Annotated in this window: 14 protein-coding genes and 1 pseudogene; 8 read left to right on the forward strand and 7 right to left on the reverse strand. The window is 61.2% G+C overall.

Annotated elements, in window-relative coordinates; translation table 11 throughout:
- The first annotated feature begins 27 nt into the window (after window positions 1-27).
- Window positions 28-819, forward strand: coding sequence for a helix-turn-helix transcriptional regulator (locus FFH90_RS04335; RefSeq protein WP_064616082.1), 792 nt, complete (start codon window positions 28-30; stop codon window positions 817-819).
- Window positions 820-998: 179 nt separating this feature from the next.
- On the opposite strand, the gene FFH90_RS30585 is transcribed toward FFH90_RS04335, so the two are convergent.
- Together FFH90_RS30585 and FFH90_RS30590 are read right to left on the reverse strand one after the other, a co-directional pair.
- On the reverse strand, window positions 999-1,766 hold the full coding sequence (locus tag FFH90_RS30585; RefSeq protein WP_370694472.1) for a methyl-accepting chemotaxis protein: 768 nt from the start codon (window positions 1,764-1,766) through the stop codon (window positions 999-1,001).
- Window positions 1,767-1,856: 90 nt separating this feature from the next.
- Window positions 1,857-2,945: pseudogene (locus FFH90_RS30590) on the reverse strand (cache domain-containing protein); the annotation flags it as partial.
- 442 nt (window positions 2,946-3,387) lie between these two features.
- On the opposite strand from FFH90_RS30590, the gene FFH90_RS04345 reads away from it, so the two are divergent.
- Window positions 3,388-4,281, forward strand: coding sequence for a PA4780 family RIO1-like protein kinase (locus FFH90_RS04345; protein WP_018928388.1), 894 nt, complete (start codon window positions 3,388-3,390; stop codon window positions 4,279-4,281).
- Between the two features lie 72 nt (window positions 4,282-4,353).
- Window positions 4,354-5,571 (forward strand): MFS transporter, encoded by a 1,218-nt coding sequence (locus FFH90_RS04350; RefSeq protein ID WP_096481218.1) that lies wholly within the window; start codon window positions 4,354-4,356, stop codon window positions 5,569-5,571.
- On the opposite strand, the gene cueR is transcribed toward FFH90_RS04350, so the two are convergent.
- From cueR to FFH90_RS04365, 3 genes are all read right to left on the reverse strand, one after another.
- Window positions 5,525-5,938: a Cu(I)-responsive transcriptional regulator gene (gene cueR / locus FFH90_RS04355; protein WP_007940146.1), complete on the reverse strand. Its 414-nt coding sequence runs from the start codon at window positions 5,936-5,938 to the stop codon at window positions 5,525-5,527. The genes FFH90_RS04350 and cueR overlap by 47 nt on opposite strands.
- Entirely contained in the window at window positions 5,935-8,328 is a 2,394-nt protein-coding gene (locus FFH90_RS04360) for a heavy metal translocating P-type ATPase (protein WP_138866731.1), read from the reverse strand. The genes cueR and FFH90_RS04360 overlap by 4 nt, the downstream gene beginning before the upstream one ends.
- 94 nt (window positions 8,329-8,422) lie before the next feature.
- A complete protein-coding gene (locus FFH90_RS04365) occupies window positions 8,423-8,806 on the reverse strand; it encodes a hypothetical protein (protein WP_018928385.1) in 384 nt (127 codons plus the stop codon).
- Window positions 8,807-8,967: 161 nt separating this feature from the next.
- Between FFH90_RS04365 and FFH90_RS04370 the strand changes: the two genes are divergently transcribed.
- A complete protein-coding gene (locus tag FFH90_RS04370) occupies window positions 8,968-9,165 on the forward strand; it encodes a heavy-metal-associated domain-containing protein (protein ID WP_018928384.1) in 198 nt (65 codons plus the stop codon).
- Between the two features lie 109 nt (window positions 9,166-9,274).
- Window positions 9,275-10,471, forward strand: coding sequence for a multidrug effflux MFS transporter (locus tag FFH90_RS04375; protein WP_019582302.1), 1,197 nt, complete (start codon window positions 9,275-9,277; stop codon window positions 10,469-10,471).
- An 8-nt stretch (window positions 10,472-10,479) separates the two neighbouring features.
- Here the strand turns inward: FFH90_RS04375 and FFH90_RS29915 are convergent, their stop codons facing one another.
- Together FFH90_RS29915 and FFH90_RS04380 are read right to left on the reverse strand one after the other, a co-directional pair.
- Window positions 10,480-10,650, reverse strand: coding sequence for a hypothetical protein (locus tag FFH90_RS29915; RefSeq protein ID WP_018928382.1), 171 nt, complete (start codon window positions 10,648-10,650; stop codon window positions 10,480-10,482).
- Window positions 10,651-10,813: 163 nt separating this feature from the next.
- Window positions 10,814-11,827: a zinc-binding alcohol dehydrogenase family protein gene (locus FFH90_RS04380; protein ID WP_018928381.1), complete on the reverse strand. Its 1,014-nt coding sequence runs from the start codon at window positions 11,825-11,827 to the stop codon at window positions 10,814-10,816.
- A 119-nt stretch (window positions 11,828-11,946) separates the two neighbouring features.
- Between FFH90_RS04380 and FFH90_RS04385 the strand changes: the two genes are divergently transcribed.
- The 3 genes from FFH90_RS04385 (at window position 11,947) to FFH90_RS04395 (ending at window position 15,446) form a co-directional block, all read left to right on the forward strand.
- Window positions 11,947-12,876 (forward strand): LysR family transcriptional regulator, encoded by a 930-nt coding sequence (locus FFH90_RS04385; protein WP_138866732.1) that lies wholly within the window; start codon window positions 11,947-11,949, stop codon window positions 12,874-12,876.
- Window positions 12,877-13,192: 316 nt separating this feature from the next.
- Entirely contained in the window at window positions 13,193-13,927 is a 735-nt protein-coding gene (locus FFH90_RS04390) for a helix-turn-helix transcriptional regulator (RefSeq protein ID WP_064616086.1), read from the forward strand.
- Window positions 13,928-14,063: 136 nt separating this feature from the next.
- Window positions 14,064-15,446, forward strand: coding sequence for an MFS transporter (locus FFH90_RS04395; RefSeq protein ID WP_028940369.1), 1,383 nt, complete (start codon window positions 14,064-14,066; stop codon window positions 15,444-15,446).
- The last annotated feature ends 54 nt before the right edge of the window (window positions 15,447-15,500 follow it).

A 15,500-nucleotide genomic window follows, 5' to 3' on the forward strand; every position in this document is an offset into this window, starting at 1 on the left:
AGCCGTCTTGCGACATAAGGCCAATCAATGCCGACTAACGGACAACTTACCCTCGAGCGGACCATCCCGGCGCTGACGGTGTTGCCGCGTCCGTTGTATGCGCGGGCGGAAAGCCTGAACGCCGGTTCGTGGACGCCGCCTCATCGTCATGATTGGGTGCAGTTTTCCTACGCCATCAGCGGTGTTCTCGGCGTGCACACCGCCGAGGGCAGTTTCTTTGCGCCGCCGCAGTGGGGCATCTGGATTCCGGCGGATCTCGAGCATCAGGTCGTGACCTCGATGCGTGCCGAAATGCGCAGCCTGTATGTGCGCCGCGAGGACTGCCAATGGGCGGACGGGCGTTGCCGGGTACTGGAAGTCACGCCTTTGGCGCGGGAGCTGATCAAGCGCTTTTGCCAGTTGCCGGTGGAGTATCCACAGGGCGACAGTCAGGAGGCGCGATTGGTGGGCGTGCTGCTCGATCAGTTGGCGAGTCTGCCGGAGGTGGGGTTTTCCTTGCCGCTGCCCCGGCATGAGCGACTGCTGGGTTTGTGCAACGAACTGATCGAAAGTCCCGAGTGCTCGGTGACCTTGCAGGAATGGGCCGAGCGTTTGGGCATGTCGGAGAAAACCCTGATGCGGCTGTTTCAGCGCGAGACCGGGTTGAGCTTCCGCAGTTGGCGGCAGCGCATGCGGCTGCTGTCGTCGTTGAGTTTGCTGGAGGAGGGGGACAGCGTGACCAATGCCGCGCTGTCTTGCGGGTATGACTCGACGTCGGCGTTTATTGCGGCGTTCAAGGGGTTGTTCGGGTTTACCCCCGGGGAGTTGTTCAAGCAGTAATTGTGGCGAGGGAGCTTGCTCCCGCTGGAGCGCGAAGCGGTCCCAATTCAGCCAACGCGGTGCATTAGATATTCCGCGTTTGCCGGTTTACGACTGCTTCGCAGCCGAGCGGGACGGTGCGGCGATCCGACAAGCTCCCTCGCCACAGGTATCGGTTTCGACCAGTTGGATCAGTGACTTCAGGTCCTGAAGCGGCGAACCAACCCGTCCAGCTCATTCGACAACCCTGCCAGGCTCTGAGAATCCAGCCGCGCCGAGTTTGCCAATTCCGCCACCAACTGCGCATCGCCATGAATCTGGCTGATATGCCGATTGATGTCCTCGGCCACCTGATGCTGTTCCTCAGCCGCCGTGGCGATTTGAGTATTCATGTCACGAATCACATCCACCGACTCACGGATCTGCCCAAAGCTGCTGCGCGCTTCACCGATGCGGGTCACCGATTGCTGAGACACCTCCAGGCTCGCATGCATCTGCTGTGTTACCTGACTGGTGCGCTTGGCCAGGTTGCCCAGCAGGCCGTCGATTTCCGCCGTGGAATCGGCAGTTCGTTTGGCCAGGGCGCGAACTTCATCCGCCACCACCGCAAAGCCACGACCCTGTTCACCGGCCCGGGCTGCTTCGATGGCCGCGTTCAGGGCCAACAAGTTGGTCTGTTCGGCGATGGAACGGATGGTCCCGAGGATCGACTGAATGTCGTTGCTGTCGCGCTCAAGCTGTTGCATCGATTGCGCCGACTGTTCGATTTCCTGGCTCAAGCGATCGACACTGCTCACCGCGGCATCGATCTGCTGCTGGCCTTCACGGGCCTGGCGCTGACCGCTGTCGGCCGACTCGGCGGCCTGGCTGCAAGAGCGCGCGACTTCGTTGGCGGTGGCGACCATTTCGTGGAACGCCGTGGACACCATGTCCACCGCTTCACGCTGACGCCCGGCGGCTTCGGCCATGTCGCTGGACACTTGGGTCGAGCTCTGGGAGGTGGCGAGGATCTTGGTCGCGGCGCCGCCGATGCTTTGAATCAGGTTGCGGATCGCCGCCAGAAACTGGTTGAACCAGTTGGCCAGTTGCGCGGTTTCATCGCTGCCACGGATGTGCAGGTTCTTGGTCAGGTCGCCTTCGCCCTGGGCGATGCCTTCCAGACCGCTGGCCACGCTGCGGATCGGCCGCACGATCAGGCTGGCGAAACTGGCGCCGACGATGGCGAAGAACACCGCCAGTACTGCTGCGATGATCGCGATCAGCCAGGTCAGTTGAGTGGCCGAGCTCATCACGTCGGTCTGCTTGATCAGGCCGATAAAGGTCCAGCCCAGTTGCTCCGACGGCCAGACGTTGGCCATGTAGCGCTCGCCATTGAGCTCAACCTCTACCAGCCCTTTGCCGGCCTTGCCGAGTTGCGCGTAACCGTCGCCGAGGCTGCTCAGTGCTTTGAAATTGTGTTCCGGCTGCTTGGGATCGACCAGTATGGTGCCGGTGTTTTCCACCAGCATCAGGTAGCCGGTTTCGCCGAGTTTGATCTGTTTGACGATTTCGGTGAGCTGCTTGAGCGTCACGTCGATGCTGACCACGCCGCCATTGCTGCCCAGTTTGTTATCGATGGTGCGCACGGTGCTGACGTAGGTCGCGTCATCCTGGGCCCAGTAATAGGCCTCGGTGCGAAGCGGCTTGCCCGGCTTGGCCTGGGCCGCCTTGTACCAAGGGCGCTGGCGCGGGTCGTAATTGCTCAGCTTCGCATCGTCCGGCCAGGACACGTAACCGCCCGCCGCCGTCCCGAGAATCGCGTAGGCGTAGGCCGGGTGGCTGTTGCCCAGGTCCTGGAGGAGGGCGAAGACCTTCTTGTCCATTTCGCCTTGGGGAATGCTCTCGGCGTTGGCACTCATGTAGGTCTTGAGGCTGTCGTCGGAGTTCTTGATCAGCGGTTGGGTGGCCAGGTAGTCAACGTTCTGGCTGATGCCATCAAAGAACAGTTGCATGGCATTGCTGACCTGACGAATCTCGCGGCCACTGCCGTCGACAAAATTGTCCTTGGCATCACTGCGCAAGTTCAGCACGACGAGGGTGGCGACCAGCACCACGGGCAAGCAGGCGATGATTGCAAACGCCCAGGTCAACTTCTGTTTGATGTTCATCCGCGCTCCAGTTTTTCTTGTAGGCCCACGCAGTACTGATGACTCGCGGATTATTGGCAGCCGAAAACGTTTGATACGCCCCGATCCTTGAGCGCGCCTTCTTGATTGTTGTTGAGGCGATTGTCAGACAATTCCTTTTCTCTAATGACTTCGGCTGAAGCGCGGGGAAATTGAGGTCTTTTGAGAAAATTCCTGCGAACGCCAGGGATCGAGGTTAGATTCTGTCGCAAATACCTTGGCACTCCGTCGTCAACAAGTGGTTCTCGCTCAGCTATGATCCGGGGCGGTCGATGAGTTTTGCCTGATTAATCCGGCACATTGTGTGCTTCTTGATGTTCATGGGAACGTTCATAGGTCGGCAACCCCTCCCCCGAATGAGAGGATTGCCGTATAACGAATGACTTTCGCGTGTTTGGTAATAAAGGACCCACAATAAAAGCTGATGAAGACTCCAAAACGCATTGAACCCCTGATCGAGGACGGTCTGGTCGACGAGGTGCTGCGCCCACTCATGAGTGGTAAAGAAGCAGCTGTTTATGTGGTGCGCTGCGGCAACGAGCTGCGTTGTGCCAAGGTCTACAAGGAGGCGAACAAACGCAGTTTTCGTCAGGCGGCCGAGTATCAGGAAGGTCGCAAGGTGCGCAACAGCCGGCAGGCTCGCGCAATGGCCAAGGGCTCCAAGTTTGGCCGCAAGGAAACCGAAGACGCCTGGCAGAACGCCGAAGTGGCGGCGCTGTTCCGCCTGGCCAGTGCCGGGGTGCGGGTGCCCAAGCCGTACGACTTCCTCGAAGGCGTGCTGCTGATGGAGCTGGTGGCCGACGAGTACGGCGATGCCGCGCCGCGTCTGAACGATGTGGTGCTGGAGCCGGATCAGGCACGCGAATATCACGCCTATCTGATTTCGCAAATCGTGCTGATGTTGTGTACCGGTCTGGTGCACGGTGACCTGTCCGAGTTCAACGTGCTGCTGACGCCGACCGGCCCGGTCATCATCGACCTCCCGCAAGCAGTGGATGCGGCGGGTAACAACCACGCGTTCAGCATGCTGGAGCGGGACGTGGGCAACATGGCGTCGTACTTCGGTCGTTTTGCACCGGAGTTGAAACGCACCAAGTACGCCAAGGAAATGTGGGCATTGTACGAAGCCGGTACCTTGCACCCGGCCAGCGTGTTGACCGGCGAGTTCGACGAGCCGGAAGAACTGGCGGACGTCGGCGGGATCATGCGCGAGATCGAGGCGGCCCGTCTCGATGAAGAGCGTCGCCAAGCGATTCGGGCGGCGGACGATGCGCCACCGAGCAAAGCCGAAGAACCGCCTCCGCCGTGGATGCAGTGATCGGTTGACCCAAAACCCGGCTTTGGCCGGGTTTTTTACACCAGCAATACCCCGCACACTCAAGGACTGAATGTGAACTCCATCCGCAATGCTCAGTTGATCATCGCCGCCCGGCTGATTTCGGACTTCGGCGCTTTCCTCAACATGGTCGCCCTGGCTACCTACGTCTACCTGCTCAGCAATAGCGCCATGAGCGTCGGCATCTTCCTCGCCAGCCGTGTCGCCGGGGGTATCCTGGCCAGCCTGATCGGTACCCGGTTCTATCGCCGCTGGGCCGGGCGCCTGCCGCTGATTGCCTTCGATCTGCTGCGTGCCGGTTTGCTGGGTCTGCTGCTGGTGCTGCCGGTCAGCCAACAAGCGTTGCTATTGCCGCTGATCGCGTTCGGCCTGGGGTTTGGTAATTCGATGTTCGCCATCGGCCTCAACAGCCAATTGCCGCACCTGATCGAAGAGGCGCAATTACTCAAGACCAACGCCTGGATAACCTCAGCGTCGTCTGCGGCGATGGTCAGCGGGAGTCTGGTGGCTGGGTTGTTGGTGGCGGGATTTGGCTTTGAAACAGTATTTGCATTGAACGTGGTCACGTACCTGCTGGCAGCGCTGCTGATTGTGCCACTGCGGTTTTGCGGACCGGCCCCCAGCTGTGATGAACCTCTTCACAAACAGGGCGAATGGCAGGCCTTGCGCCAGGGTTTGCGCACGGCGCCGGTACTGGCGGCGATGTTGGCCGTCGCCATGGCCGACACCTTGGGCAGCGCCGCGCACAACGTCGGTCTTCCAATCATTTCAAAACTGCTCACACCCGAGTCGGCCAGCACCACCCTGGGCCTGATGCTGGCGGTGTGGGCCTGCGGCAAGTTCATCGGTGCGCGAATCGCCAGTCGCCTGAAAGGCACGGACAACGCGCACCTTGAGCGGCGATTTTTCTTTGGCGTGTTGCTGATGTCCTGCGGTTTCATCCTGACGTTTCAGCAGCAGACCCTGTACGGTTTGCTGCTGTTTTCGTTGCCCGCCGGGATAGGCGACGGGTTCTCGGAGGTTGGCCTGATGTCGCGCCTGCAACGTGAACCGGACAGCCTGCGCCTGCCGATTTTCAGTTTTCTGACGCTGCTGCAAATGACCGGGTTCGGCGTCGGCATGTTGATCGCCGCGCCGTTCTATTCCTGGTGGACACCCGGCGCGGTGGTGTTGTTGTTCCACGGCATTCCCCTCACCCTGTTGCTGGTGGTGAAGGGGTTGGCGCTCAAGAATGAGCGGGTTCGACGCAGCAACCCGAGGCCAGCTCCTTGAGAATCGGGCAGTCCGGGCGGTGGTCGCCGTGGCAGTGTTCTACGAGGTCTTGCAGGGTGTCGCGCAACTGACCAAGTTCGCGAATTTTCTGGTTCAGCTCATCGATGTGCTGACGGGCCAAGGCCTTCACATCGGCACTGGCGCGCTGGCGATCCTGCCAGAGGGTCAGTAGTTTGCCGACTTCTTCCAGTGAAAAACCCAAGTCCCGAGAGCGCTTGATGAACGCCAGGGTGTGCAGGTCGTCGTCGCCATAGACCCGGTAGCCACTGTCGGTGCGATGGGCCGCCTTGAGCAGGCCGATGGATTCGTAATAGCGGATCATCTTCGCGCTCAGGCCACTCTGGCGGGCCGCTTGGCCAATGTTCATCGGTTGTCCTCCAGGTCTTTGGGCTTCCAGGTTTTCAACAGTAACGCATTGCTGACCACGCTGACGCTCGACAGCGCCATGGCCGCGCCGGCCAGCACCGGGTTGAGGAAGCCGAATGCCGCCAGTGGCAGGCCGATCAGGTTATAGACGAAGGCCCAGAACAGGTTCTGGCGAATTTTCGCGTAGGTCTTGCGGCTGATCTCCAGCGCCGCCGGCACCAGCCGTGGGTCACCGCGCATCAGAGTGATACCGGCAGCGTGCATGGCGACATCGGTGCCGCCGCCCATGGCAATGCCGATGTCAGCAGCAGCCAGGGCCGGGGCGTCGTTGATGCCGTCGCCGACCATCGCCACCACGCCGGTTTTTTTCAGCGCGGCGACGGTGGCGGCTTTGTCCGCCGGCAGTACTTCGGCGTGAACATCCTTGATGCCCAGCGCTTGGGCGACGACTTTGGCGCTGCCGCGGTTATCGCCGGTCAGCAGGTGGCTGCTGATATTGCGGGCGCTTAGGCGTTGCACCGCTTGCAGGGCGCCGGGCTTGAGCGTGTCACCGAAGGCGAACAGGCCCAGCACCCGAGGTTCGGGGCTTTGCTCGATCAACCAGGACAGCGTCCGGCCTTCGGTTTCCCAAGCGCTTGCGGAGTCAGCCAATGGTCCGGCATTCAAGCCACTTTCTTCCAGCAAACGCCGATTGCCCAGGGCCAATCGCCGACCAGCGAGGCTGCCGGCAATGCCGCGCCCGGTCAGCGATTGACTGTCGCTGACATCGGCCACGGTCAAGCCGCGTTCGGCGCAGGCATCCAGCACCGCCTTGGCCAGCGGGTGCTCACTGCCGCGTTGCAGCGCGCCGGCCATTTGCAGCAAGGCGGCTTCGTCACCCTCGATGGCACTCAAATGTGCGATGCGCGGCGTGCCCGAGGTCAGTGTGCCGGTCTTGTCGAACACCACGGCGCTGACTTCGTGGGCGCGCTCCAGGGCTTCGGCGTCCTTGATCAGAATTCCGTGGTGCGCCGCCACACCGGTGCCTGCCATGATTGCGGTCGGAGTGGCCAACCCGAGCGCGCAAGGACAGGCGATCACCAACACCGCGACGGCGTTGATCAATGCAGTTTCCAGCGGCGCGCCATACAGCCACCAACCAACCAGGGTCGCCAGTGCAATCAGCAGCACCACGGGCACGAACACCTGGCTGACTTTATCCACCAGTTTCTGGATCGGCGCTTTCGCCGCCTGCGCGTCTTCGACCAGGCGGATGATCCGCGCCAGCACGGTTTCTGCGCCGAGCGCCATGGTCCGCACCAGCAGCCGACCTTCACCGTTGATCGCACCGCCGGTGACCTTGTCGCCCGGAGCTTTGGGCACCGGCAGGCTTTCGCCGCTGATCAATGCTTCATCGGCGTGGCTCTGGCCTTCCACCACTTCGCCATCCACCGGGAAGCGCTCGCCGGGTTTGACCAGAACCAGATCGTTGAGGCGCAAAGCGCTGATCGCAACCTCCTGCTCGCGGCCGTCGATCACTTGAATGGCTCGCTCCGGACGCAAGGCTTCGAGGGCGCGGATGGCGCTGGCGGTCTGGCGCTTGGCGCGGCTTTCCAGGTATTTGCCCAGCAACACCAAGGCAATCACCACCGCCGAGGCTTCGAAATACAGGTGTGGCATGCGACCGGCAGCGGTGGCCCACTCGTAAACGCTCAAGCCGTAGCCGGCGCTGGTGCCCAGAGCCACCAGCAAATCCATGTTGCCGGCACCGGCGCGCACGGCTTTCCACGCAGCGACATAGAAGCGGGCGCCGAAGACGAATTGCACCGGCGTTGCCAGCGCGAACTGCACCCACGCCGGGAGCATCCAGTGCACACCGAAAGGTTGCAGCAGCATCGGCAGCACCAGCGGCAAGGCGAGGGCGATGGCCGCCAGCAAGGCCCAGCGTTCGCGCTGCAGGCGTTGTTGCTGATTATCGGTTTGCGGGTGTTCGACTTCCCAGACGCGGGCGGAATAACCGGCCTTGGTCACGGCGCCGATCAAGGTCTGCGGATCGACCTGGCCGAGCAGCTCAAGGTGCGCCCGTTCGTTGGCCAGGTTGACGCTGACACTTTTCACCCCCGGCACCTTGGTCAGCGCCCGTTCGACGCGGCCTACGCAAGACGCACAGGTCATGCCGTCGATACTCAATTCAAGGGTCTGCTGCGGCACGCTGTAACCAGCCTGCTGCACGGCGTCCATCAAGGCCGGCAGGCTGTCACTGGGCGCTTGCACCCGGGCCTGTTCGGTGGCCAGGTTGACGCTGACGGCCGTGGCGCCGATGACTTTGCTCAAGGCACGCTCGACACGCCCGGCGCAACTGGCGCAGGTCATGCCGGCAATCGGCAGATCGAAAGTGGTGGATTCGGACATCGGTCACGCTCCCTGTAGAAATTGCCTACAGGATCAACCTTGCCATGCTGGCAAGGTCAAGTGCCATGTCTCAGATCAAAAGATCGCAGCCGACTCAGTATTCCAAAGCCGCAGGCTTGAGGTACATCCCTTCCTGCGTCATCGCAATCCGGAACTTCAACACATCCCCAGCCTTGAGTTTGATGTCCTGCGACCCCGGCGCGAGCATGCCCGGGTTGCAGCCCGGCGCCTGACCCGGCAGCAGTTTGAGGCGCAGGGACACATTGCCCGGCGGCAGGTTGAACGAGGTGCTCTGTTCCTGGAACAGCCGCCCGGCCAACTGATCCTGGATGTACACACCGATCTCGCAGGAAGTCGACACTTCCAGACGCTCGCGGGAAATGATCAGCACGCCGTAGTCCTCCCCGGCGGCTTGAACCGAAGGTGTCGCGGCAAAGAGGCTGAGGAAGCCAAACAGGCTGAGAGCTGACCAGCGCATGGCTGAATCTCCTGATGTCGAGTCATAGATGGACGCAGCTTGGCCGAGCGCGACGCCGATTGCCAGCCCGGCAGCTTGATTCAGAACTTGACCTTGCCATGGTGGCAAGCTCGAGACTGCGCGCAACCCTCATGTAAGGGCTTCATTAAAGGAGACGTCCCATGCAAGTGTTCAACGTTGAAGGCATGTCCTGCGGTCACTGCGTCAAGGCTATCACTGAGGCGCTGCAAGCCAAGGATCCGGCAGCCAGCGTACGCATCGATCTGGCGGCAAAAGAAGTCGGCGTAGAAAGTGTGCTGACAGCCGATCAGGTAATCGCCGCCATCACTGAAGAGGGTTACGGGGTAAAACAGGCCTGAGCTATTTTTAATAGTTAGCGACCTATCGGAATGTTCAAGGCGTCCACGCCCGGCTAGACTGTCAGCCTGCCGATCCATGGCTAACCTGTCTGCCCAACCTGGACGCCTGATGAACCTGCGCACAATCCTGATTCTCGGCGCCTTGAGCGCTTTCGGTCCGCTGGCGATCGATTTCTACCTGCCGGCCTTCCCGGCGATGGCGCTCGCTTTCGGCACCGACGAAAAACACGTTCAACTGACCCTGGCAGCCTATTTCCTGGGGCTGTCCATCGGCCAACTGGCGTACGGCCCGGTGGCGGATCGCTTTGGGCGACGGCTTCCCTTGCTGACCGGTGTCGGTTTATTCACCGTGGCCTCATTGGCCTGTGCTTACGCGCCGAGTCTTGAGTGGCTGATCGGTGCCCGCTTTGTCCAGGCGCTGGGTGGTTGCGCGGGCATGGTGATCGCCCGGGCAGTGGTCAGCGATAAATGCGATGCGGTGGGTTCGGCGAAGGTCTTTTCGCAGTTGATGCTGGTGATGGGCCTGGCGCCGATTCTTGCGCCGATGCTGGGCGGGTTGTTGGTCAACACGACGGGTTGGCAGTCGATCTTTCTTGTGCTGACCGGTTTCAGTGCGCTGGCCGGGTTGGCGGTGGCTCTCGGGCTACCGGAAAGTCTACCGGCCCATGTGCCGCGCCAACCGTTGTCGGGCGCGCTACGCCAGTACGGTCGGTTGCTGGCGGACCCGATATTCCTCGGTCATGCCCTGACCGGTGGTGTCGCCATCGCCGGGATGTTTGCCTACATCGCGGGCTCGCCGTTCGTCTTCATCAAACTCTATGGTGTGCCGGCCGAGCATTTCGGCTGGCTGTTCGGGATCAACGCGGCGGGGTTCATCCTGGTGGCCCAGGTCAATGCCCGGTTGCTGGCGAGACGCGGTCCGGCCTTCTTGCTGGCGCGCACTGTCTGGCTCTACCTGGCGGGCGGCCTGGCCCTGTTGGCGGTCAGCTCGCTGCACCCTGCGCACTTGTGGCCGTTGCTGATTCCGCTTTTTGTCTGCATCGCCAGCCTGGGTTGTATCGTGCCCAACGCCTCGGCCTGCGCGATGAGCGGCCAGGGCGCACGGGCGGGCAGTGCCTCGGCGATGCTCGGTTGCCTGCAATTCAGCGTCGCCGCCGGGGCCGCGGCGCTGGTGGGTGTTTTGCACGATGGCAGTGCCATGCCGATGGCCATGGTCATCAGCCTGTGCGCAATTGTGGTGGTGAGCGTGGCGATGCTCACCCGGCGTTTGCAGAATGCCCGGGCGTTGGAACAAGCCCAGGCCTGAGGACGGACTCAGCCAGCAGTGCGCTGCTGACGGCCGGGAATCTGATGGGGCGCGAGCAAGCGCGCTTCAAGGGTTTTAGTGAAGGCCAGGGCTTCGGCTTCACTGCGGAACGTCACAGCGTGTTGATCCAGGCGAACCTGCCAGCGGGATGTTGCCAATTCTTTTATCAGGATCTTCATTGCTGAGTTCCTCTTGTGAAAGACGTCTCGCAAAAGACATCACGTAAAAGATTGTTCGCAGAGTTTTCGATTGTAGACCTGAATACGATCGCAATTGTGACAACGATCAACTCTCTGACTGACGGCAAAAGATCGCTGGCGCAGCGATCTTTTGATCTTCGGGTCAGAACCCTTCAAGCACAATCTTGCCCTTGGACTTGCCGCTTTCCAGCCGTTCATGGGCGCGACGCAGGTTGGCGGCGTTGATGGTTCCGAAGTGCTCACCGACCGTGGTTTTCAGTGTGCCGGCATCGATCAGCCCGGCGACGCGGTTGAGCAGTTTGTGTTGCTCGATCATGTCGGCGGTTTCGAACAGCGAGCGGGTGTACATGAACTCCCAGTGCAGCGACAGGCTCTTGCGTTTGAGCTTGGTCACGTCCAGCGCCTTCGGATCATCGATCAGTGCCAGTTTGCCTTGCGGCGCCAATGCCTCCACCAATTGATCCAGGTGTTGGTCAGTCTGGGTCAGGCTGGCAACGTGGGTCACATGCTCGAACCCTGCACGTTTGAGTGCTTCACTCAGCGGCTGACTGTGATCGATCACCTGATCGGCGCCCATGTCACGCACCCAACTCTGGGTTTGGGCACGGGACGCGGTGCCGATGACTTTCAACCCGGTGAGCTGGCTGGCCAATTGCGTGAGGATTGAACCAACGCCCCCGGCGGCACCGACGATCAGCAGGCTCTGACCCTCATCGGTTTTGCCTTCGCGTATTTGCAGGCGTTCGAACAACAGTTCCCACGCGGTGATGGCGGTCAGCGGCAGGGCGGCGGCTTCGGCGAAACCAAGGGTCTTGGGCATATGGCCGACGATGCGCTCATCCACCACATGAAGCTCGCTGTTGCCGCCGGCACGGACGATGGAGCCGGCGTAGAACACCTTGTCGCCGGCCTTGAACAAGGTCACTTCGCTGCCAACAGCCTTGACCACTCCCGCCACGTCCCAGCCCAGCACTTTGGCCGCGCCACCTTCAGGCTGCACGTTCTGGCGAATCTTGGTGTCCACCGGGTTGACCGAAATGGCTTTGACCTCCACCAACAGGTCGCGCGGGCCGGCGACCGGTTCTGGCAGTTCGATATCTTGCAGGGATTTTTCGTCGCTGATCGGCAGGGAGGCGAAGTAGGCAATGGCTTTCATAGTGGGATCCTGGGAGAGAGATGATTTCGATGGCACAGATGATTGGTTATTTCTCTGCAAGATAAAACCCGCTAAAAGAGCAGTCTCTTTCAACATTTTTTTGATAATCGGGGCTGAAGATGTTGCGTTTCGATGACTTGCAGTTGTTCGTTCGGGCGGCGGACCTGGGCAGTCTGTCGGCGGCGGCACGGGGGATGGATATGTCGGCGGCGGTGGCCAGCGCGGCGTTGAAGCGCATCGAACAACAACTTGGCGCACGCTTGCTCACCCGCTCTACCCGTAGCCTGCGCCTGACGGCCGAAGGCGAGGGCTTTCTGGAGTACGCCCGGGCCGCCTTGAGCAATCTCGATGAGGGCCGCCGTTTGCTGGCCAGTGGGCAGGATCAGGTCAGTGGGATTTTGCAGCTGTCGGCGCCTTCGGATTTCGGGCGCAACCTGCTGTTGCCATGGCTCGACGAGTTTCAGCGCGAGCATCCGAAACTCACCGTACGGTTGCTGCTGGGCGACCGCATCGCCGACCTGTTCCGCCAACCGGTGGACATCGCCTTGCGTTACGGCGAGCCGGAAGACTCGAGCCTGGTGGCCTTACCCATCGCACCGCAGAACCGCCGCGTGCTGTGTGCTGCGCCGAGTTATCTGGCCCGACATGGCGAACCACGGCAGCTGGAGCAATTGGCGCAGCACAATTGCCTGCTGTTTATGCTCGGTAGCCGGGTCCACGATCACTGGAGTTTTCACGACGGCAAACGCGAGGTGAGCCTGACCGTCAGCAGCGATCGCTTCAGTGACGATGCCGATGTGGTGCGGCTGTGGGCCGTGGCGGGAACGGGGATTGCGTATAAGTCCTGGCTCGATGTCGCCACCGATGTGCTCGCCGGTCGCTTGAAAGTGCTGATGCCTGAATTGCTCTGTGAGCGCGCACCGCTGAATTTACTGTGCGCCCATCGCGCACAATTGAGTAAGCCGGTGAACCTTTTGCGGGAAATGCTTGCCAGCCGATGCGCTCGGATAAGCAGTCAATTTCCGACGATATCGGGTGTCGATCATTAGTCGCAGGCAAATAGCGAAATTTCTGTCAGGAACTATCACCACCAATGGATTCCCGAGGGCAGGAACCGGCGGTTAACCCGCTTATACTAGCGCCCGCCTCATGTACGCGCCGTCGATCTCGCAATGGCGAGTCCACGTTCGAGTCGGTCAGACCCTACGGTCATCACCGGACCTTCGCTGCACCCGCGAAGCAATGGCCTGGGTGAGCGGGTGGCTTTGCCCGGCTTATGGCGGTTTTCGCGTCTTGGCCGAGGACACATTACTGGTCAAGATGTCTCTGAGCAGTAGACGAAACGATTCAACAGGGAGTGAATACATGGAACATGCACCTTGCATCAGCCAGATTGCCACGTTGCTGGCTGACCCAAAGCGCAGCGCAATGATGTGGGCCTTGATGGACGGCACGGCACGGCACACTGAGGAGCTGGCGTTGCTGGCGGGCCTGTCGCCGTCTTCGGCCAGTGCGCATCTGGGGCGCTTGTCCACCGGCGGTCTGTTGAAAGTCGAAACCCGTGGGCGCAAACGGTTTTTCCGGCTTGCCGCGCCCGAAGTCGGCGCCGCGATAGAAGCCCTGGCCAGTGCTACCCTGGCCAGCGCGCCTCGGGATATTCCAGAGGTGTTCAAACGTACGAGTCCTATCGCCAAACCTCAGGCGGCGCCTTCGTCACTGCTACGGGCCAGGCTTTGTGACGACCATCTGGGCGGTACCCTGGCCGCCGATCTTTACCAGCGTCTGCTGGATGCCGGCTGGATCGAGCAGCTCGATCAGCGGGTCATGATCACTCACAAGGGTTCCACGCAATTGGCAGCACGCGGTGTGTTCATCCAGGCGCTGGCCCACCGCAACGGCAGAGTCGCCTGCGCGTGCCCGGACTGGAGCGAAAGACGCCCGCACATGGGTGGTTCCTTGGGGGCGGCCTTGTTGCAACTGTTCATGCAGTCCGGCTGGTTGAGCCTGCCCAGCGATTCGCGAGCCTTGCAAATCACGGCCACGGGGCAACGTGAAATCCATCATTTCGCCAAGGAAACCGAGCTGGAAATGGCGCTTTAGAGCCATTGGGGGGCGATGTTCGGGATTCTGGGCTTCAGGCGTCGTTCAGAGCTGTGGGCAGGTCGTATCCAGCAATAACCCCCAGTCACTATCGCGCACACTCGATCCGGGGACTTTCGGATTGGGGGAAGGTGGCATGGAAACACGAAGCTTCAGCGCGGCGGAACGACTGGAACGGCTGCCCATCAGTGGTTATCACCGCATCATTTTCATCATCATTGCCTTGGCGTTTTTCTTCGACTCCATGGACCTGGCGATGATGACCTTCCTGCTCGGCTCGATCAAAACCGAGTTCGGCCTGAGCACGGCGCAGGCCGGGTTGCTGGCCAGTTCGAGTTTCTTCGGCATGGTGGTGGGTGCCTCGCTGTCCGGCATGCTGGCCGACCGCTTCGGGCGCAAACCGGTGTTTCAGTGGAGCATTGTGTTGTGGGGCATCGCCAGCTACCTGTGTTCCACGGCGCAGAATGTCGAAATGCTGACGCTGTTCCGAATCCTCTTGGGGATCGGCATGGGCATGGAGTTTCCAATTGCGCAGTCGATGCTGTCGGAGCTGATTCCGGCCAAGCGTCGTGGGCGTTACATCGCATTGATGGACGGCTTTTGGCCGCTCGGTTTCGTCGCGGCCGGGGTGCTGTCGTACTTCCTGTTGCCGGTGATTGGCTGGCGCGACATCTTTCTGGTGTTGGCGGTGCCGGCGGTGTTCGTCCTGGCGATTCGTTTTTTCATTCCTGAGTCACCGCGATGGCTGGAACAGGCCGGGCATCATGATGCAGCGGACACGGTTTTACACCGCATTGAAGAACGGGTTCGGGCTTCATTGGGCCGTTCGGATCTGCCTGAGCCGATTCGCCTGCCACGGGTGGCGAGTCAACCGGGCAACTTCTTCTCCGCGCTGCGGGAAATCTGGTCGGTGCAATATCGCCGGCGCACGATGATGATCTGGAGCGTGTGGTTCTTCGCCTTGCTGGGTTTCTATGGCCTGACGTCCTGGCTCAGTGCGCTGCTGCAACAGTCGGGTTTCGCCGTGACCCAGTCGGTGTATTACACGGTGCTGATTTCCCTCGGCGGGATTCCCGGGTTCCTCATGGCCGCCTGGCTGGTGGAGCGTTGGGGGCGCAAACCGGTGTGCGTCGTGACCTTGCTCGGCGGCGGGGTGATGGCGTTTCTTTATGGTCAGAGCGCGGTGTTCGGCGGCAACGTCAGCCTGTTGATTACATCGGGGCTGCTGATGCAGTTCTTCCTGTTCGGCATGTGGGCGGTGCTCTACACCTACACCCCGGAGTTGTACCCGACGTCGGCACGGGCCACGGGCTCGGGGTTCGCTTCGGCCATCGGCCGCGTGGGTTCGCTGCTCGGGCCAATGGTGACCGGGCTGGTGTTCCCGATGACGGGGCAGGGCGGAGTGTTTGCGCTGGGGGCGATGTGCTTTGCGATTGCAGCGGCAGTGGTGTGGATCTTCGGGATGGAAACCCGGGGCAAGACATTGGAAGAATTGAGCGAGCCGGTGATCATCAATTAATCACCGAACCTGTGGGAGCGGGCTGGCCCGCTCCCACAGGTTTATCGGGTGACC

Origin of the sequence: Pseudomonas sp. ATCC 43928 (assembly GCF_005938665.2) — a bacterium.
Lineage (GTDB): Bacteria > Pseudomonadota > Gammaproteobacteria > Pseudomonadales > Pseudomonadaceae > Aquipseudomonas.